Annotated in this window: 17 protein-coding genes and 1 pseudogene; 6 read left to right on the forward strand and 12 right to left on the reverse strand. The window is 65.8% G+C overall.

Translation table 11 applies throughout. The features are described 5' to 3' along the window. Window positions 1–29 precede the first annotated feature (29 nt). From FZ025_RS20005 to parA, 5 genes are all read right to left on the reverse strand, one after another. Window positions 30–2,024: a relaxase/mobilization nuclease and DUF3363 domain-containing protein gene (locus FZ025_RS20005; RefSeq protein ID WP_104559007.1), complete on the reverse strand. Its 1,995-nt coding sequence runs from the start codon at window positions 2,022–2,024 to the stop codon at window positions 30–32. A 448-nt stretch (window positions 2,025–2,472) separates the two neighbouring features. Further along, complete coding sequence (locus FZ025_RS20010; protein WP_104559009.1) at window positions 2,473–3,060, reverse strand: S26 family signal peptidase; 588 nt, start codon at window positions 3,058–3,060, stop codon at window positions 2,473–2,475. Then, complete coding sequence (locus FZ025_RS20015; RefSeq protein ID WP_104559010.1) at window positions 3,057–3,614, reverse strand: DUF2840 domain-containing protein; 558 nt, start codon at window positions 3,612–3,614, stop codon at window positions 3,057–3,059. Before FZ025_RS20015 ends, FZ025_RS20010 begins: the two co-directional genes overlap by 4 nt. Continuing rightward, complete coding sequence (locus FZ025_RS20020; protein ID WP_104559015.1) at window positions 3,611–3,880, reverse strand: chromosome partitioning protein ParB; 270 nt, start codon at window positions 3,878–3,880, stop codon at window positions 3,611–3,613. The genes FZ025_RS20015 and FZ025_RS20020 overlap by 4 nt, the downstream gene beginning before the upstream one ends. Further along, window positions 3,877–4,515, reverse strand: coding sequence for a ParA family partition ATPase (parA, locus tag FZ025_RS20025; RefSeq protein ID WP_104559014.1), 639 nt, complete (start codon window positions 4,513–4,515; stop codon window positions 3,877–3,879). The genes FZ025_RS20020 and parA overlap by 4 nt, the downstream gene beginning before the upstream one ends. Between parA and FZ025_RS22570 the strand changes: the two genes are divergently transcribed. After that, a complete protein-coding gene (locus FZ025_RS22570; RefSeq protein ID WP_244292413.1) occupies window positions 4,496–4,729 on the forward strand; it encodes a helix-turn-helix domain-containing protein in 234 nt (77 codons plus the stop codon). The two genes, parA and FZ025_RS22570, sit on opposite strands and share 20 nt — an antisense overlap. A 48-nt stretch (window positions 4,730–4,777) precedes the next feature. On the opposite strand, the pseudogene FZ025_RS20035 reads toward FZ025_RS22570, so the two are convergent. Further along, window positions 4,778–5,014: pseudogene (locus FZ025_RS20035) on the reverse strand (DUF736 domain-containing protein); the annotation flags it as partial. 612 nt (window positions 5,015–5,626) lie between these two features. Between FZ025_RS20035 and FZ025_RS20040 the strand changes: the two are divergent. Beyond that, entirely contained in the window at window positions 5,627–6,184 is a 558-nt protein-coding gene (locus FZ025_RS20040; RefSeq protein WP_104559011.1) for a TetR/AcrR family transcriptional regulator, read from the forward strand. Between the two features lie 51 nt (window positions 6,185–6,235). Further along, window positions 6,236–7,447: an MFS transporter gene (locus tag FZ025_RS20045; RefSeq protein ID WP_104559012.1), complete on the forward strand. Its 1,212-nt coding sequence runs from the start codon at window positions 6,236–6,238 to the stop codon at window positions 7,445–7,447. 274 nt (window positions 7,448–7,721) lie between these two features. On the opposite strand, the gene FZ025_RS22805 is transcribed toward FZ025_RS20045, so the two are convergent. From FZ025_RS22805 to FZ025_RS20055, 3 genes are all read right to left on the reverse strand, one after another. Further along, window positions 7,722–8,132 (reverse strand): hypothetical protein, encoded by a 411-nt coding sequence (locus FZ025_RS22805; RefSeq protein ID WP_343126188.1) that lies wholly within the window; start codon window positions 8,130–8,132, stop codon window positions 7,722–7,724. Between the two features lie 60 nt (window positions 8,133–8,192). Continuing rightward, complete coding sequence (locus FZ025_RS20050) at window positions 8,193–10,262, reverse strand: ParB/RepB/Spo0J family partition protein (protein ID WP_046980309.1); 2,070 nt, start codon at window positions 10,260–10,262, stop codon at window positions 8,193–8,195. 80 nt (window positions 10,263–10,342) lie between these two features. Continuing rightward, window positions 10,343–11,170 carry a DUF932 domain-containing protein gene (locus tag FZ025_RS20055; protein ID WP_046980308.1) on the reverse strand — a complete coding sequence of 276 codons (828 nt, stop codon included), beginning with the start codon at window positions 11,168–11,170 and terminating at the stop codon, window positions 10,343–10,345. Between the two features lie 604 nt (window positions 11,171–11,774). Between FZ025_RS20055 and FZ025_RS20060 the strand changes: the two genes are divergently transcribed. Both FZ025_RS20060 and FZ025_RS20065 read left to right on the forward strand, forming a co-directional pair. Continuing rightward, window positions 11,775–12,635, forward strand: coding sequence for an AraC family transcriptional regulator (locus tag FZ025_RS20060; protein ID WP_244292414.1), 861 nt, complete (start codon window positions 11,775–11,777; stop codon window positions 12,633–12,635). A gap of 88 nt (window positions 12,636–12,723) precedes the next feature. Further along, complete coding sequence (locus FZ025_RS20065; protein WP_046980307.1) at window positions 12,724–13,371, forward strand: LysE family translocator; 648 nt, start codon at window positions 12,724–12,726, stop codon at window positions 13,369–13,371. A gap of 93 nt (window positions 13,372–13,464) precedes the next feature. Here the strand turns inward: FZ025_RS20065 and FZ025_RS20070 are convergent, their stop codons facing one another. Then, the gene (locus tag FZ025_RS20070; RefSeq protein ID WP_046980306.1) at window positions 13,465–14,082 is read right to left on the reverse strand and encodes a LysE family translocator; all 618 of its coding nucleotides are present in this window, start codon (window positions 14,080–14,082) and stop codon (window positions 13,465–13,467) included. Window positions 14,083–14,148: 66 nt separating this feature from the next. Here FZ025_RS20070 and FZ025_RS20075 point away from each other — a divergent pair, with 66 nt between their 5' ends. Continuing rightward, a complete protein-coding gene (locus FZ025_RS20075; RefSeq protein WP_046980305.1) occupies window positions 14,149–15,072 on the forward strand; it encodes a LysR family transcriptional regulator in 924 nt (307 codons plus the stop codon). 41 nt (window positions 15,073–15,113) lie between these two features. On the opposite strand, the gene radC is transcribed toward FZ025_RS20075, so the two are convergent. Both radC and FZ025_RS20085 read right to left on the reverse strand, forming a co-directional pair. Next, window positions 15,114–15,623 carry a RadC family protein gene (gene radC, locus FZ025_RS20080; RefSeq protein ID WP_046980304.1) on the reverse strand — a complete coding sequence of 170 codons (510 nt, stop codon included), beginning with the start codon at window positions 15,621–15,623 and terminating at the stop codon, window positions 15,114–15,116. A gap of 420 nt (window positions 15,624–16,043) precedes the next feature. Continuing rightward, complete coding sequence (locus tag FZ025_RS20085; protein WP_046980303.1) at window positions 16,044–16,952, reverse strand: proline dehydrogenase family protein; 909 nt, start codon at window positions 16,950–16,952, stop codon at window positions 16,044–16,046. Window positions 16,953–16,962 lie beyond the last annotated feature (10 nt).

Genomic DNA, 16,962 nt, shown 5'->3' on the forward strand with positions numbered 1-16,962 from the left:
AGCATCTGGCTTGAAGCTCGGCACGACGACTATCCGATGGCAAGCCCGCGCTGCCGCCCGATCTCCCAGGACACAGCGCCGCCGCGTACCGTTGCGGCCATCTGCTGCCCTAGCCGTTGTTCGATGACTGGCCGCCACGGCACCAAGCTGAATCCTATGCCGTCATCGAGCACGGCGTAGCGCCCGCTGGCGAGCATGACCGAGTGCCGGTAAATGCCAGCCACGCGCTGCCCGTCGGTCACGGGGCGATGCTCCAGGCCGGTTTCGACGGCAATGTCCTTCGCCGCCTGCGTCAGTTCCCGGTTGCGCAGCGTGCCCAGCAGGTTGCGGGCGAGGATCACACGCTGGCCGTGCTTCTCGGCCAGCCCTTGTTCGGTCAAGAATTCGGCTCGCTGTTGCAGCGCGTCCTTGACCTCACTGCCGAAGCCCAGCTCGCCCAGTCCCTTGCCCCCACCGATCAACTGCTGATCCAGCCAGGTGGCGCCGATCACGCGGGCCTGCCGCTCGATGGGCAGATGGGATTTCAGCTCTACCGCCACACCGCCCAGCCGTTGTGCGTCGTACTGGCGGCCATGCTCGGTCAGGTCGTCCGGCACCTTCCATAGCCCCTCGGCCATGCGCTCCACGATGCCAGCCCGGCGCAGGGCTTCCAGCCGGCGGACGTGGGCGGCGACAACCTCCTGCGGGTCGCGTCCGGCCTTGGCCCGGTCTTGCTCGATCGCCAAGTGATGATCGGTGCGGTACAGGCCATCGCTCGCCAGCGAGGCGATGTTCTTGTCGGCCGCCCGTACCTCGGCGGAACCGCGTACCTCCACCACCGAGCCTGCGGGATAGTTCGCCGGGTCGTCGCGGGCGTTCAGCGCAACGTAGTGGGCCTTGCCATCCACGCCGTCGATGACCAGATAGCCGCGATCGCGCAGCTCGTCGGCCAATCCCTTGGCGACCACTCGGCCGACGATGCTGCGGCCATCGTCGCCCGGCTCGAACACCGCCAACTCGCGCTGCTGGCCGCGCATGGCCCGCTGCATGGTGCGAATAATGTCGCCACGCTCGCCCAGGGCGCGCAAGGTCTTCTCGGCATCCGCATGGACGGCCCAGGTGCCGGGCTGCGTCTCGTCGGCCAAGCCCAGGCGTTGCAAGCGCTGCAGGCGACCGATCAGCAGCAGGCGCTGGCGTTGCAGCCGGGGTTCGTTGAAGCGCTCGATCTGCACCCGGCCGTCGTCGCTGGCCTCGCGTTGCAGCGTGCGGTCGAGGCTCGTCCACCGCTCTCGCTCCACCTCGCGCTGCAAGGTTTGCTGGATCTCCAGTTCGGTACGCGGTCCCAGCCATTCGGCCGCCAGTTCGGCGGCCCGATGCCGGAAGCCGTGGGCGATGTAGTCGCCCGCGATGATGAGGTCTTTGCCCATGTCGTCGCTTCCGCGCACGATCAGGTGGGTGTGCGGGTTGTCGGTGTTCCAGTGATCGACCGCCACCCAATCCAGCCGCGTGCCCAGGTCGGCTTCCATGCGGCCCATCAAGTGCCGGGTGTAGGTGCGCAGGTCATCCAGTTCGGCCCCGTCCTCCGGGGAAACGATGAAGCGGAAATGGTGCCGGTCATCGGCGCAGCGTTCCTTGAAGGCATCGAGGTCGGCTTCGTCGGTCTGCGGCCCGTAGGCCTGCCCTGGCTCGCCGTCGCGGCCCGCGCCGTCGCGCTCGATGTAGCGCAGATGTTTCGCTAGCGACTGCGGGCTGGCGTTGCGTTGGTTGACCAGCAGCGTCTTGATGGTCACGCGCCGCGACAGGGGCGTCAGCTTCGCACCCGCGAACCGCGCCGCCGTGTGGCCGCGCCCAAGCCGCGAGCCGGGACGCTGGCCGGCGCGTGTGCCGCTGCCGCCGGCTGCGGAATAGCGCATCGAAGACTTGCCGCCGCTGGCCTTGCCAGCCTGCTTGAGCACCTTGGAAACGAAGCTCTGGCCCTGACCCTTGCCCCGGTTCTTCGGGGCACTGGGGCGCAGGCGAAAGTCGTCGTCGCGGTGGTCTGTCATGGCCGCGCTCCCTGCAAGCTATGGCGTGTCCGGGCGTGCGAAGCACGTGGACATGCCTGCATTGGCGCGTGCCTCGCGCCCCACGCGGCACGGTGGCAAAGCCGCTGCGTGCTGCGCCACCCCCATGTGCAGACAGGCTTTGCGGGCGGCCAGGTGCCGCGTCCTTTTGTCTTGCCTTCCGCCTTTGCCCTTCGCTGTCGCTCCGGGCCTTGGCGTCCCGGCGGTGCTGCGCTGCCCACAGCCAGCCCGCCGGCGAACGCGTCCACGGCCGTAGGCCGGGCGCGTTCGAGGCAAGGCGCCTGCACGTGGGATGGCGGTGCCGGATGTTGCGCGAAGTGCGGCGCGAATGCGCACGCACTGCACGCGCGACGACATGGTGATGACCAGCGGAACGCCATACCCGATGGCACGATGAGATGCACGAGATCGTGCAGCGAATCGGCGCCCATCATGGGCGTGTTTCCAGCCAGACCGGATGCGCAACACCGATTACGGTGGATGCAGCAATCGGTCCGAAGTAGCGGCTGTCGAACGACGCCGGGTTGGTCATGCTCAACAGGAACAGTTCGCCAGATTCGAGGCGGCGGCACCGCTGCCAGGATGGCAGAGGGCCGCCCAGCCGGTCGGCTGGCAGCACGGTGGCCGCAGGCACGCCGTCGATGCGAACGACACCGCCAGCGATGCACACCTCCTGCGGTGACACGGCGCCCACTCGCTTGAGCAGCGGAACACGCGTCGGCAGGTAGCCGCGCTGCGCAGCGAATGTGGCAGCTTCGGTCGGCAGTGGGGCGAGCACGATGCTGCCCACGGACAACGGACGTGGCTGCGAGGCGGACCGATGGCTGAACGGTTCGATGCGATACCAGCCGACCGCCACGCTGTCGGATGGGTTGTACGTCAGGCGCGGCAGCGGCGACACGAAAGCCGCCCAGGCCAGCGCAGCGAGGCCGCAGGCGGTCAGGCCCACCAGCACGATGCGAGCGCGCAGGCGCGAGCGAGGACGCGACGAGGCGGACGAAGTGGAAACGGTCATCATGGCAGCGCCTTCCCAGCAAGCCAGGCGGCGTGCCGCTCGGCGGTGTATTCGGGCAGCGGCAGGCGCGCCGCGAGACGGTTGCCCAGCGTGCGCCAGTACGCAGGCGAGACGGCAGACGGGGCGATGCCCAGCGCCTCGATGGCGTCGATGCGTTCCAGCCCGGTGCGCACGCTGGCGTCGCCCTCGGCGTGCAGCAGCAGGCGCGCACCGGGCCGCACGCCGGGGATACGCTGCAAGGCATCCAGTGGCGTGCCAGCCTGCATCACCATGAGCTGCCAGCGGATCGTGCCGTAGTCGTTGGCCTGCCAGCGGATGCGGCAGAACATTGCACGCGGCAGGAACACCGCGCAGCGCCGCCAGCGGTCGAGCTGGAGCGTGCGCGCCGGTTCGCCGAAGCGCAGGTAGAGCTTGAAGCGCGGTTCGATGTAGGCCAGCGATACGCGGGTCAGTGGCACGTTGCCGGCCTGGCCGGCGAGTACCGCGAGCGACGGCGCAGTTGGAGGCGATGCGGCAGCCGTGGCCGTGTTCGCGGCGGGTGCAGCGGATGCGTTCATGGCGTGTTCTCCGTGCGGGTCTCGGGAAACTCCCGCTCCAGCAGCCCGCGCAGCAGTTCGGCCACGGTCACGCCCTGGCCGAAGGCGGCGATCTTGATGCGTGCGCGCAGCGCGGGCGTCACGTCGAGGGTCAGGCGTGCGGTGTAGAGGTCGCCCTTGTTGAGCGCATCGGCATCGCCCTGGCGAATCCACGCCTCGGCGTGCGGATTCGCGGGCGGACGTGCGCCGATGCCGACGCGCTTGCTGCGTAGTGGCTTCGCGGTCATGTCGGCCACCGCAGCAGTTCGTCCACCAGTGCGGCGATCTCGCGTGCGGCGGCGCTGTCGGGCGCTGTCTCGCGTGCGAGCCGGCCAGCGGCCACGCTGTCGGCGAACACGATGCGCTGATGCACTTCCGAGCGCAGTGCCGGCAGCGGCTGTTCGGCCAGCGACTGCCGCGCCTCCCGGCCGATCACCGTGGTGCTGACGCGGCGGTTGATGACGAAGGCCGCGCGCAGTGCAGGCCGGAACACCTGCGCCTCACGAATGAGCGCCACCATCTCGGCGCTGGCCCACACGTCGTAGGGGCTGGGCTGCACGGGAATCAGCACGCGCTCGGCCGCCAGCAGCGCGGAACGCGCCAAGGCGGCGATGCGCGGCGGGCCGTCGATGATGATGTGATCGGCGCGGCGGGCCAGCTCCGGCGCTTCCTGATGCAGCGTTTCGCGGGCCAGGCCCACGGCACTGAACAGCCGGGGCAAGCCTTGCTGGCTTCTGCGCTGCGTCCAGTCCAGCGAGGAACCCTGCGGGTCGGCAGCCAGCAGGATCACGTGCAGACCGCGCATCGCCAGTTCGCCGGCGATGTGCGTGGCGAGCGTGGTCTTGCCGACGCCGCCTTTCTGGTTGAGCAACGCGACGATCATGGCGCGGCCCTCCAAACTGGAGTGCCATCGTGGCTTTGCCTTGCCGAACGGGGTTGGTTTTGGGGCTGTTTTTGCCTTTCGGCAGGGCAAGATCGAGCGCGGCGAACATGCACCGACCCTGGCGGTGATCTTCAAGATCGCCGGTGCGCTGGAATGCAGTACCGCGGTATTGATGGCCGAGGCGGAAAGCCGACTTCAAGCTGCCGAGGCATAGCCGCTGGAATGAAATCGCCCCACCGCAACGGGCGGGGCGCTGCGACCGTCAGGCCGACTTGGGCTTGTTGCGTGACCAGATCAGGTCGTGCGTGCCGTCCTCGCCTTCGATCAGGCGGGCATAGACCGTCGCCGGGAACGAAGGATCGTCGAGGGACACGGACACATAGGGGCGTCCGGCTTCGCTGACTTTCCGCCATCCCGCGCCGAAGTCGTGTCCAGCCGCCTGAATGCGGAAGTCAGGGGCGTTCTCGGTGTCGCCCTTGTCGTTGGGAACCAGCTTGACGTGGAGAACCTGGAAACGAAAAGAATTTGTCCCGCGAGGAATGCGCGCAGCGCAGGGGGAATTGTTTTCGTTGGAAGGTTGCGGCCATGAAGCCCAAGGCGCAGCCGCGCCAACGCCAGGATTCACAACGAGACAAGGACGCAGGGGCCGTCCGTCCCGCCAAGGAGAGATGGCCGACTCGGCATCCCCGCATGACGGCTGCACCGGCTTGCGCCCTGACGCGGGCCAGGTCAATGCCCCAATGACCGAGCGGAAGCGCCCCTGCCGCAGCCTTGGACGGCGGGCTTGAGGCGTGGTGTGGTAGCTCCATAGCGCGGCCGGGCGGCGTGTCCGTGAACCGTCCTTCGTGACGTGGTTGCGCTGAACCGCCAGCGTCGAGGACGGCACGCTTTCGTGCAACCTGTCGCAGCAAGCCACGGCGTAGCAGTCCCACGCCCCGGCCATTGCGGCGGCACACGGTGCCGACACGCACCAATCACCATTGACAGTAAGCTTCTTCATGTTAAATTAGGAATTATTCATTCCCTAATATTGGCGTACTGCATCATGCCTACACCTCATCCGTCATCCAACACCGCTGCCCGCACCCGGGGCCGACCACGCGAGTTCGACATGGATGAAGCTCTGGACAAGGCCGTTCGGGTGTTCTGTGAACGTGGATATCACGCGACCTCCGTTGCCGACCTGACCTCGGCGATGGGCTTGGCGTCGGGCAGCATCTACAAGGCGTTCAAGGACAAACGCGCGGTGTTCCTTGCTGCGTTCGACCACTACAAGGCAATGCGTGATGCGCAGTTGAGCGAGGCGATCCAGCGCGGCCGCGATGGCCGCGAGCGGTTGCGCAATGCCCTCGATTTCTTCGCCGCCTCGTCCTGCGGCGCACAAGGACAGTTGGGGTGCTTGGTGGTCAGTGGCGCAAGCGAACTGGCGACCTTCGATGAGGAGATCGCGCGGCGCGTCACCGGCTCGCTGGGAAGAAGCGAAACCATGCTGGGCAAACTGATACGGCAAGGGCAAGACGATGGTTCGATCCCCACGACGCTCGACAGCCAGGCGACGGCCCGGCTGATGCTCTGCGTGCTGCAAGGTATGCGCGTCATCGGCAAGGCGGGCCGGAGCAAGAAGGACATGCAGGCCGTGGCCGATGCCGCGTTGAAGTTACTGGATTGATATTTTTTTGCCGATTTAGGAAATAAACATTCCCTTTATTTGAGAGTTTTTATGACAACACCTGCTTCTTCAACGACCGCCACGGCGGAAACATCAGCCATATCCCCTTGGCTGACTTCGCTGCTGGCCGTGGCCTGCGGCCTGATCGCCGCCAACATCTACTATGCGCAGCCGCTGGCGGGGCCCATCGGTTCGGCGCTTGGCCTGTCCGCCAAGGCGACGGGGTTGATCGTTACGCTGACACAAATCGGCTACGGCCTGGGTCTGCTGCTGATCGTGCCGCTGGGCGACTTGATCGAGAACCGGAAGCTGACGCTGACATTGCTGCTGATTGCCGCGCTGTCGCTGCTAGGCGCAGGGTTGTCCACACAGCCACTGCCATTCCTGCTGTCGGCGCTGGGCATCGGCATAGGAACCGTCGCAGTGCAAGTGCTGGTGCCCTATGCCGCGCACATGGCTCCGGTCGCTGTTCGCGGTCGCGTGGTGGGCAACGTGATGAGCGGCTTGATGCTGGGCATCATGCTGGCCCGCCCGGTATCGAGCTTCATCACCCAGCTTGCCTCCTGGCATCTGGTGTTCTTCGCGTCCGCCGTGGGGATGGTATTGCTGGCCGGTGTGTTGAGCTGGAAGCTGCCGCAGCGTGCACCCGCCGGAAATCTGCGCTACGGCGAACTGCTGGCGTCGATGGCCGGCTTGGCGCGCACGACGCCGGTACTGCGTCGCCGTGCGCTTTACCATGCCGCCTTGTTCGGCGCTTTCAGCCTGTTCTGGACGACCACGCCGCTGCTGCTGGCCGGGCCTACCTATGGCCTCTCGCAAGGCGGCATCGCCTTGTTCGCGCTCGCCGGTGTGGCGGGCGCCATCGCCGCGCCTATCGCGGGCCGCGTGGCGGACCGGGGCTGGAGCCGTCCGGCCACGGCAGCGGCCATGCTGGCGGTGGCATCGGGCTTCCTGTTGACCCATCTTGGCGCGCCCGGCTCGTCATGGTCGCTTGGCTGGCTGGTGCTGGCGGCCATCGTGCTGGACTTCGGGGTGGCGGCCAACATGACCCTGGGGCAGCGCGCCATTTTCGCGCTGGGTGCGGAAGTGCGCGCCCGGCTCAACGGCCTGTACATGACCACGTTCTTCCTGGGCGGCGCGCTCGGCTCGGCGCTAGGCGCCTGGGCCTATGCGAGCGGCGGCTGGGCATGGGCATCTGCCTTCGGTATTGCGCTGCCCGTGGCGGCCTTGGTGTATTGGATGACGGAAGAACGCTCGGAATGATCCAGGCGAACCACAACGCGACAGTAGTTCGATGGCGACGATTGAATGGAACGACTTCATGAAAATGAAAGCAGAGTTGCGTGTGGGCCCCATCATCCAGGCCGAACCGTTCCCCGAAGCACGCAAGCCGGCCTACAAGCTGCTGGTGGATTTCGGGCCGGAGGTTGACAGAGGAAATCGAGCGCGCAGATCACCCGGCTCTACACGCCCGATTCCTTGCAGGGCAAGTTGGTCGTGGCGGTGGCCAATTTTCCGCCCAAGCAGATCGGGCCGATCATGTCCGAGTGGTTACGGGTTTCCACAATGAGCAGGGAGAAGTCGCGTTGTGCGTGCCTGACCAATCGGTGCCGCCCGGCACGCGATTGCTTTGATGGTTTTTCAAGTCACCCCGTTGCCGCCTGATCGAAGGCGGCAACGGGGTGATCTTGCTTTGGGCTTTGACACCGGGCGCGGCCACCGCCGCGCCCGGATTTTTGACCACCAGTCCCAGGCGGAACGGTCTGGGGCTGGCGCGAATTGGGGGTATTCCTTCGTCTCGATGATCCACCGCACGGCATGCGGGCAAGGCGCGGGCCGTCCAGCCGCGAAGCGGACGGTAGCCGAGCACGTCGCCATCGCCATGCCAGCGGCGGGCGCGCACCGTGTCGGGGCATAGGTCGCCGCCATGCGTGGTGTTATGGATCATGGTGGAATCCTCGAAACGAAGCGCCCCGGCCGGAACCAGGGCGCTATCTGCGGTGCAGGGTCACGCGGCCAATGCCTCGGCCTGCGGCTGCTCATCCGCCACGGCGGCGGCGTCCTCTGGCGCTTCGGCTTCTTCATCCGCCGCCACGTCCTGCGCGTCCTGCTGCGGAGCGTCGGCCTGGAAGACGGCAGGCATCCGGCCGGTGCCATCGGCCAGCCGTTCGGCTTCGCTGGCAATGTCGCCTTTCTTCAATTTCGCCAGCCGGGTGACGTGCGACGGCGCGAACTCGCCCACAGCTTCCAGAATCATCGGCTTGGCGATGTGGCGGAAATAGCCCTCGGCGGTCGGCTTCCACCATGCCGCCATGTCCAGTCCCACGGCCTGCGCCAGTTCCGCGCCCGGTTGGTGCGTCGTGGCGCGGGGCGTGACCACGTCAACCGTGGAAGCCACGCACACGGACAGCAACCGCACCAGTTCATCTTGCGACTTCGCCAGCAACACGGCGAACAGTTCGGCGCTGTCCTCCGGCAAGGCTTCGCCTGCGACCTGTTGCGGTTCGCGCAGCGCTACGGCGGTGGGCGATTCCGACACGTCCGGGGCCATGCCATCCAGCCGGTCTTGCACTTTCAGGCTCACGCCCAGTGGCAGGTCGTGCCCGTCGTGGCTTTGCTGCAAGACGGTCTGCACCATGCCATGCACCAGCGCGGCCAGCGCCACCTGTGGATGCCGGGCGACTTCGATTTGCAGCGCGGCGGTGCGGTGGGCGCTCAATCTCTGCGCGAGCCGGTCGGACAGGCTCGCGGCCTTGGGCTGCGCGGCGTCCTCGCCTTCGTCGTCGTTCCCGGCTTCGCCTTCGCTGCCGAAACCCTGCCGCAAGCGTTCCAGCGTGCGCAGCGCCTTGGCTTCCGCTTCGCGCAGCAGGCCGCGATGAATCACGGCTTCGCCGCTGTGGTCAAGGGTGACGATGGCACCGGCTGCGGCCTTCACGCTCCCGGCGTAGTCCTGCAAGCCATCTTCCAGCGCCTGCAACTGCTCGCCCAGGCGTTCGCCGTCCTCCTGCAAGGCATCGGCCTTTTCCTCGTCGTCGGCGTCCAGCGCGGCCTCCACGGCCTCGGCCAGTTCGTGCAGCTTGGTTTGCAGCTTCTCGATGCGTGCGGCTTCACGCTTGTTCGGTTCGCGGCGTTCCCTCGGGGCGCGTTGAAAGGCGTGCAGGTCGGCATGGGTCACGCTCGGCGTGGCATCCACCCATGCCCATCCCTCGGCCTTCACCTCGGCGGCGATGCCTGCCAGCTTGTCTTGCGCCAGCCGTTCCAGCAGCGCGGCATCGGTCAGATACACGCCCGCATCGCCTTCCGCGAACAGGTCGCGGCGGATGCCGCCGCCTGCGGCGTCGTAGGTGTCCAGCCCGACGAAGCGCACCAGCGGATGCCGGTAGGCATCGATTTCGCGTTCGGTCAGGCGGTCGCGCAAGTTGTGTGGGCTGCGCTGCCATGTGGGCGCATCGTAGAACGCGCCTTCCTGCGCGGCGTGGTCGTCGGTGATGGCAAGGGCCATCAACTGGTCAAGGCTCACGACCTCGGCGCGATAGTCGGCCAGCAGGCGCGGCGACACGTTGGCGAGTTTCAAGCGGCGCTGCACCACCAACGGGGACACGCTGAAATCGGCGGCTATGTCCTCGATGGGCCTACCTTCGGTCACCAGCGCAGCGAATGCCTCGAACTGGTCGGCGGGGTGCATGGCTTCGCGCTGCACGTTCTCGGTGAGGCTGGCCGTGCGGGCGGTGCCATCGGCCACCAACAGGCAAGGCACGTCCCATTCCTTGCTGATACGGTGCTTCTTCGCCAGCAGCTTGAGGGCCGCAAGGCGACGGCCACCGGCGGCGACTTCGTAATGCTCGCCATCGGCGGCGGCAATCACGATGAGGTTTTGCAGCAAGCCGACACCCTGGATGCTGGCGGCGAGTTCGGGAATCGACATGCGCGGGGTCTTGCGCACGTTGCGGCCAGTGGGACGCGACACCAGTCGCGACAGCGGAACCAGAATCAGGTTCTTGGTCGGGTCGGCGGCCTTTAGCGCAGGGGCTTGGATCGCGCGGGTTTCGATTTGGGAAACTTGGGTATTGGCGTTCATGGTGATAACTCCTATCGGTTCAGGGATGCAGCAGCGAAGAAAGCGACAAGGGTTGCTGCCTACCCCTGCCGCATGGGGATTCAGGCTTTCAACTGGCGCATGCCATCGGCCAGCAGCCAGAGCGCGCGATTCAGTCGGATGTTTTGGTCGATGCCCTGCACCGGGCGGGTTTGCTGGCGGCGTCCGTTGGCGCTGCGCCCGCGCAGGCCGCCTTGAGTCAGGTTCTCCTGCGTGCGGTTGAACACGCTCCACAAGTCCGGGCGGCGGTCATCGAACCGGCGTGGCATCAGGATTTGCGTTTCCGTGACGGGTGCGGGCTTGTTCGGGTCGTCGTACTTGAGGGACAGCGCGGCGCGGGCGAACACTTCGGATTCGCCATCGTCCAAGGTAATGGCACGCATGGCATCGCGGGATTCCTTCACCCGGTCGAAGCCGCTCAAGACTTCGTAAGCGCCTTCGATGACGGAACCGGCCACGTCGCCTTTATGCGGCACGCGCACATCGGCCACGGTGTCGCCGCACACAAGGCCATTGCTGCAAACGAACCGGAACATCCCGGCCAACATCTGATAGCTGCTGGTGCCGTCATGCGAGTTCAGCAGCACAATTTCATTGGCTTCCGCGCCGTTGATCTGGCTGGCATGGCGCAGGCGCAACATGTGTTTGGTGTGCTCGCGCTTGCATTCATCGCGCACGCGGGTTTGGCACGCCATGAAGGGCTGAAAACCTTCCTTGCGAAGCTCGGCCAGTACGGCGGCAGTGGGGATGTAGGCGTACCGCTGCGAACGGCTCTCATGCGGCGCGTCCGCGAAGATGGACGGGGCCACGCGGTGAATCTGGTCATCGGACAGCGGGTAGTCGCTGCGCAGCGATGGCGAACGGGAAGCGAATCGGGATGCGAGTTGCATGGTCTTTCTCCTGACAAAAAGGGTTTGCTGTTCAAACCGCACACCGGATTCCTAGATTCGGAGCCCAGCCTTTCGGCTGTTCGGTGCGGTCGGCACGAGGAACCCGGTTGGCCCTGTTGCCACCGTCTTTCCTGAGTTCATCGCCCGCGACGGTCAGGAGCGCGCGGACGGGAGCTGTCAAGGAGACAAGCGCAGGGTTGGTGCGGCCCGCAGGCGCAGCCGAGGACACGGCCCTGCGCGCCTTGACGGCACATGGCCGCGGGCTACAGTCGCGAAGAAGGTGATGAGTTCAGGGAAGACGGCTGGACAGGCAACGGCCATCCCTTTGTGCCGACCGCACGCAAGCGAAGCGCGCAGGCCCGGATCGAGGAATCCGGGCCGGAGGCGTCAGCCGAGCGGAGCGAGGGAACGATGGAAGCCCGTCAGGGGCGAGACTCGCGTAGCGAGGCTCGATGCCACGCACGACAGCGCGACCGGCCATGTTTCTTGGCCGGGGACGCTAATGGATGCTTGTTCCAGGCCCGGAAGCTAAAATTGCCAGTGACCCAGGGGGGTCTGTTTCCGAGACACCGCACCTTTCAGAACAACAATTTGCGGGGGCTGTATGGACGCCGATCTCGAAACGATGACTAGCCGTCCGAACTGTGCAGGCCAGCGCAGCGATACCCAGGCATTCTGGCGCGATCCGGCCCTGCCTTTCGTCGAGAGCCGCCGCGCCTGCCAGAGCCGGGCCTGCTACAAGCCCCACCATCACCCGACCTTTTCCATTGGTGCCGTCGATGGCGGCACCAGCGTTTTCACCGGCGCCGCCAATGGCCCGGTTCTCCTGTCCCCTGGCACGCTCGTCTTCGTACCCGCAGCGCGTGTCCATGCGTGCAACCCGGCACCCAATACCGCCTGGAGCTACCAGATGCTGCACCTGGACGCCGCGTGGCTCCAGGCTGTTCGGCGGGAGTACGCCCGAACCGACGCGATGGACGACGAGCCGGTGCGCATCGTGACCGACCCGGCGGTCTATGCGCACTTCTGCCGACTCAACGTGCTGCTGTTCAAGGAAGGCGACCTGATCGAGAAGGAAGCCGCGCTGATCGAGTTTGTCGGGGACTACGACACCGAACGGGGGCTCTCCATCAAAGAGCCGGCCGCGCCATCGAACCTGGCGGAGCGGATTCGGCCCGCCCTGGACTATCTGTGTGCTTCGCCCACCGCCAGTACCACATTGGACAAGTTAGCAGACCTGGCAGGCATGAGCCGCTATCAGGTGATCCGGGCGTTCCGCACCGTCACCGGCATGACGCCGCACGCCTGGCAACTCAACCAGCGCGTCAATCTCGCCAGGGATTGGATACGCAGTGGTGACAGCCTTGCAGACGTGGCCCAGCATCTCGGCTTCGTCGATCAGGCTCATTTCCAGCGGGTATTCAAGGCGCATGCCGGTGTGACGCCCGGCCGCTTCCGCGCCTGACGCCGGAGGCGACGCGGCTGCAATTTCCTTCAATACGGAAGGCGCTGCGGCCGGCACACTGCGTAGAAAAACTACGAGTGTGTCCTGAATGCAGCCGTTCCTGATGATTGCCGCAGCGCATTTCCTGGCGCTGCTTTCTCCCGGCCCCGACTTCTTCCTGGTCGCCCGTACGTCGCTGTCCGCCGGCTGGCGGGTCGCCAGCGGCGCCTGCCTGGGAATCGCCGTCGCCAACGGCGTGTTCATCGTGGCCGCCTTTGCCGGCACTGCTGCCCTGAAGCCAGGCAGCGCCTGGTTCGTGATCCTTCAACTGGCTGGCTGCATCTACTTGCTCTATCTCGGCGTGCTGTTCATTCGCCATGCCGGCACCAGCGACCTGGCAAATGTGTCGGCCACGGACAGGCACGTCGCACGATCCAGCCTTCGCTTCGGCGCGTGGCGCCGCGCCGCCGGCATGGGCTTCCTGTCGGGCATCCTCAACCCCAAGAATGCGCTGTTCTACGCCAGTCTGGCCGCGATGTTGACCGGGCCACACGCCAGCACGGGCTGGAAGGCGATCTACGGCACCTGGATGTTCAGCGTCGTGCTGCTGTGGGATCTGCTGGTCGCGGTCATGATCGGCAATCAGGCCATCCTGCGGCGCTTCTCGCAGGCACTGCCGTGGCTGGAGCGCATTTCCGGTACCATGCTGATTCTGCTGGCGGTGGCTGTCCTCGTCCTCCTGGGAAGCACGCGATAGGGAATGGATTTCCGAAACGCTGTCTCGGATTTCCGAGGCAGCGCCCCCCCCCCCAGGGGCGAGACGTCGCAAGGCGGCGCGATGCCTGTGCGGTCAGCGCGCTCCGCGCGCCACCGCCAGCAAGACACCGAAGCCGACCAGCAGCCCGCCGAAGGCGCGGTCGATCCAGTGGCGCACGGCCAGCAGCCGGTCGCGCACGGCTCCGGCCGAGAAGCACAGCGCCACGAGGCCGAACCAGGCCATATGCGCAACCGAGATGAAAGCGCCATAGCCGATCTGCACAGCCAGTGGCGTTTCAGGCCGCACCACCTGCATGAACAGGCTGACGATGAACACCGTGGTCTTGGGGTTCAGCGCATTGGTCAGGAAGCCAGTACGCAAGGCCGCCGCATCCGACAGCGGCGCGACGGCGCTGCCGGCCAGCGCGCCGTTGGGCTTGGCCCGCAGCATCTTTACCCCGAGATAGACCAGATAGACGGCACCGATCAATTTGATGGCGTTGAACAGCCATAGCGACTGCTGGATCAGCAAGCCCACGCCCACGAGTGTGTAGGTGACATGCACCAGCACGCCCAGGCCGATGCCCAAGGCCGTCAGCACGCCGGCACGGCGCGAGAGCATCAGGCTGTTGCGCGTGACCATCGCAAAGTCCGGCCCAGGGCTGATGACGGCCAGCAAGGTGATTGTGATGACAGCTATCAGTTCGGTCATGGCGTATCCTGTCGAAAAACAACGAATTAGCGAGATACTACCGACACCATCCCCCGGTGAATAACGATGTTTTCTGACAGGAATGGTGAGCTGGAATCACCATCGAGCGATTCACGCCTGCCTTCGCTGCTGGCCCTGCGCTGCTTCGAGGCGGCAGCCCGGTTGGAGAATTTCAGCCGGGCCGCCGAGGAGCTGCACCTGACCCACGGCGCGGTCAGCCGCGCCGTGCGCCTGCTCGAAGACGAACTGGGCTTGGCGCTGTTCGAGCGGCGCAGCCGGCGCGTGTTCCTGACCGATGCCGGCCGCACGCTGGCGCGGGCCGTGGGCAATGGGTTGGATCTGATGCGGCAAGCCGTCGGCGAGTTGCGCGCCAGCGCCCGCCAGGGGCGGCGCTGGGTGCTGTCGTGCGAGCCGACGCTGCTGATGCGCTGGCTGATCCCGCGCTGGCCGGACTTCCAGGCCCGGCATCCGGGGATCGACGTTCACCTGGTCGCCGGTGGTGGGCCGTTCTCCTTCGCCAGCGGCATCGACCTGGCCATCCGCCGCGACGATTTCCCCTGGCCCGAGGGCTACCACGCCGAACCCTTGTTCGCGGAACAGGTCGGCCCGGTTTGCCGCCCCGACAAGGCGGCGGCCTGGTTCACCACGAAGAAGGCCGGCGCCGCGCTCAAAGCTGGCGCACCGCGCCTGCACACGCGCACGCGGCCGGGCGCGTGGCCGGAATGGGCAACGGCCGCAGGCCAGCCCGCACCCAATGCGAAGGGGCAGACCTTCGACCACTTCTATTTCAGCTTGCAGGCGGCCGTGGCTGGCCTGGGCGTGGCGGTCGGCCCGTGGCATCTGGTGCGCGACGATCTGGACAGCGGCGTGCTGGCCGCGCCGCTGGGTTTCGTGGAGGACGGCTCGCGCTACTGCCTGTTGTCGCCACAGCCCTTGCGGCCGGATAGCCCGCAGGCCGATTTGCTGGCATGGCTACGGACAATGGCATAGCCGAAATCGAGCGCAGCAAAAAGGGGCCGAAGCCCCTTCGCTCAAAGCAGGCCACGCTCGGCAAACGATGTGGTGTCGCCGCCAGCGACGATGACGTGATCGAGCACGCGCACGTCCACCAGCTCCAGCGCCTGCTTGAGCCGTCCGGTCAACGCCCGGTCAGCCGCGCTCGGCTCCGGGTTCCCGCTCGGATGGTTGTGACTGACGATTACCACTGCCGCATTGAGCCGCAGGGCTTCCTTGACCACTTCGCGCGGATACACCGATGCGCCGTCGATCGTGCCGCGGAACATCTCCCGGTACTCGATCAGCCGATGGCGCGTGTCCATGAACAGCACGGCGAAGACCTCATGCTCGAAGCCGGCCAGCTTGGTGCCCAGATAGTCCTTGACCGCTACCGGCGAAGTGAATTCAGTACCGCGCTGCATCTTCTGGTCGATGACCTGGCGTGCGGCTTCCAGAATGTCGTCGGCCGACGCCGGCAGGTAGCGCCCCTGGGCATCGCGCACCATGAGGGAGGAATCGAACGAGGAAAAGGATAGTTGCGACATGATCGTGCTCCGGTTGCTCGGGCGGAATTGCCCGGAACCGTGTCCGGCACGGCGCAGCGCAAGCAGTCACAAGGTCGAAGACGGCCGCCAGGACGCAAGCGCGCACGGCACGCGCCGCCTTTGACGGCGAGAACGCCGTGGTACGGTGAAGGGAACAGCAAGACCGCCTACGCCCCATCCACTGCACACACCCGCCTTTGGGCAAGCGCAGCGCGCAGGCCCACAAGGGCCGGAGTGCGTGAAGGATCGAAGCCGAATGGCAGTGACTCGGCACGAGGTACGGGGCAAGGCCCGAGAGCCTGACGGCACAGGGTGCCGACACGCCCTCTTTACGTTGACGGGAATAGAGAACAAGCGCCTGCTGGCGCACCACCGTATCGCCGACGCCTCAAGCGCAACGGCAGTGCGCCCCGCCAAGCGTCAGAAGCCGATCAGGGCTTTCGCTATGTGTCCAGCAATGCCGGGATTCTCCTTCAGTCTGCGCGTGCTGTAACCGTACCAGTCCTTGCCAAATGGCACGTAGATACGCACGTTGAACCCCATCCCCAGCAATTTGTCGCGCAGTGGCTCGCACACACCCAACAGCATCTGGAATTCAAACTTGGTTCGGTCGATGCCATCGCGGCGGACTAACTCAACGATGTTCTCGATCAGTGCGGCGTCGTGTGTGGCAATGCCAACGAAGCTGCCCGTATCGAAGCAGCGCCCAACGTGTTTCAGGAAGTGCTCGTTGATGGCGCGGCGGTTGCTCCAGGCATCGGGCACGAGGTGCGACAGATCTTCTACATAGATGCCCTTGCAAATACGCAAAGGGCTGGCTTCACGCACCAGTGGCTCAATGTCCAGGTAAGTCCGCTGCAAGTACGCCTGCAACGCCAGGCCGATGTTGCCCTTGCGCGCTTTCAAGCGCGCGAACAGCTCGATTTCCTTTTGCGTGCAACTGACATCCTCCATGTCCATGCAAATGGAATTCTGGTGGAGATCCGCGCGATCAAGAATCCCTTGCGCGAGTTGTTCACACTGCTGCGCATCGAGCAACAAGCCGAGCGCGGAAGGCTTGATCGAAATGTTGGCTTGCAATCCGTGATCCTGAATTGCGTCCAGCACTTCGATGTAGTCGTCGGCTGTGGCCTTGGCTTGCTGCAGGGTCGAGACCGTCTCGCCCAAAACATCGAGCGTCACGCAGAAGCCTTGCGCGTTGAGCTGCTGCACGCGAGCGAGGGCTTCGGCGAGGGTATCGCCTGCAATGTAGCGACGGGAGATTTTCTGGATCAGTGCGCGAGGAATCAAAGGGATGGCGCGCGCCACCAGCGTATTGAGAAGATGCATATGGGTATCC

Origin of the sequence: Xanthomonas hyacinthi (assembly GCF_009769165.1) — a bacterium.
Classification (GTDB): Bacteria; Pseudomonadota; Gammaproteobacteria; order Xanthomonadales; family Xanthomonadaceae; genus Xanthomonas_A; species Xanthomonas_A hyacinthi.

Coding starts and splice junctions, on each gene's coding strand:
- FZ025_RS20005 (WP_104559007.1), bottom strand. CDS start 2,024: ATGACAGACCACCGCGACGACGACTTTCGCCTGCGCCCCAGTGCCCCG.
- FZ025_RS20010 (WP_104559009.1), bottom strand. CDS start 3,060: ATGATGACCGTTTCCACTTCGTCCGCCTCGTCGCGTCCTCGCTCGCGC.
- FZ025_RS20015 (WP_104559010.1), bottom strand. CDS start 3,614: ATGAACGCATCCGCTGCACCCGCCGCGAACACGGCCACGGCTGCCGCA.
- FZ025_RS20020 (WP_104559015.1), bottom strand. CDS start 3,880: ATGACCGCGAAGCCACTACGCAGCAAGCGCGTCGGCATCGGCGCACGT.
- parA (WP_104559014.1), bottom strand. CDS start 4,515: ATGATCGTCGCGTTGCTCAACCAGAAAGGCGGCGTCGGCAAGACCACG.
- FZ025_RS20040 (WP_104559011.1), top strand. CDS start 5,627: ATGGATGAAGCTCTGGACAAGGCCGTTCGGGTGTTCTGTGAACGTGGA.
- FZ025_RS20045 (WP_104559012.1), top strand. CDS start 6,236: ATGACAACACCTGCTTCTTCAACGACCGCCACGGCGGAAACATCAGCC.
- FZ025_RS22805 (WP_343126188.1), bottom strand. CDS start 8,132: ATGATCCATAACACCACGCATGGCGGCGACCTATGCCCCGACACGGTG.
- FZ025_RS20050 (WP_046980309.1), bottom strand. CDS start 10,262: ATGAACGCCAATACCCAAGTTTCCCAAATCGAAACCCGCGCGATCCAA.
- FZ025_RS20055 (WP_046980308.1), bottom strand. CDS start 11,170: ATGCAACTCGCATCCCGATTCGCTTCCCGTTCGCCATCGCTGCGCAGC.
- FZ025_RS20060 (WP_244292414.1), top strand. CDS start 11,775: ATGGACGCCGATCTCGAAACGATGACTAGCCGTCCGAACTGTGCAGGC.
- FZ025_RS20065 (WP_046980307.1), top strand. CDS start 12,724: ATGCAGCCGTTCCTGATGATTGCCGCAGCGCATTTCCTGGCGCTGCTT.
- FZ025_RS20070 (WP_046980306.1), bottom strand. CDS start 14,082: ATGACCGAACTGATAGCTGTCATCACAATCACCTTGCTGGCCGTCATC.
- FZ025_RS20075 (WP_046980305.1), top strand. CDS start 14,149: ATGTTTTCTGACAGGAATGGTGAGCTGGAATCACCATCGAGCGATTCA.
- radC (WP_046980304.1), bottom strand. CDS start 15,623: ATGTCGCAACTATCCTTTTCCTCGTTCGATTCCTCCCTCATGGTGCGC.
- FZ025_RS20085 (WP_046980303.1), bottom strand. CDS start 16,952: ATGCATCTTCTCAATACGCTGGTGGCGCGCGCCATCCCTTTGATTCCT.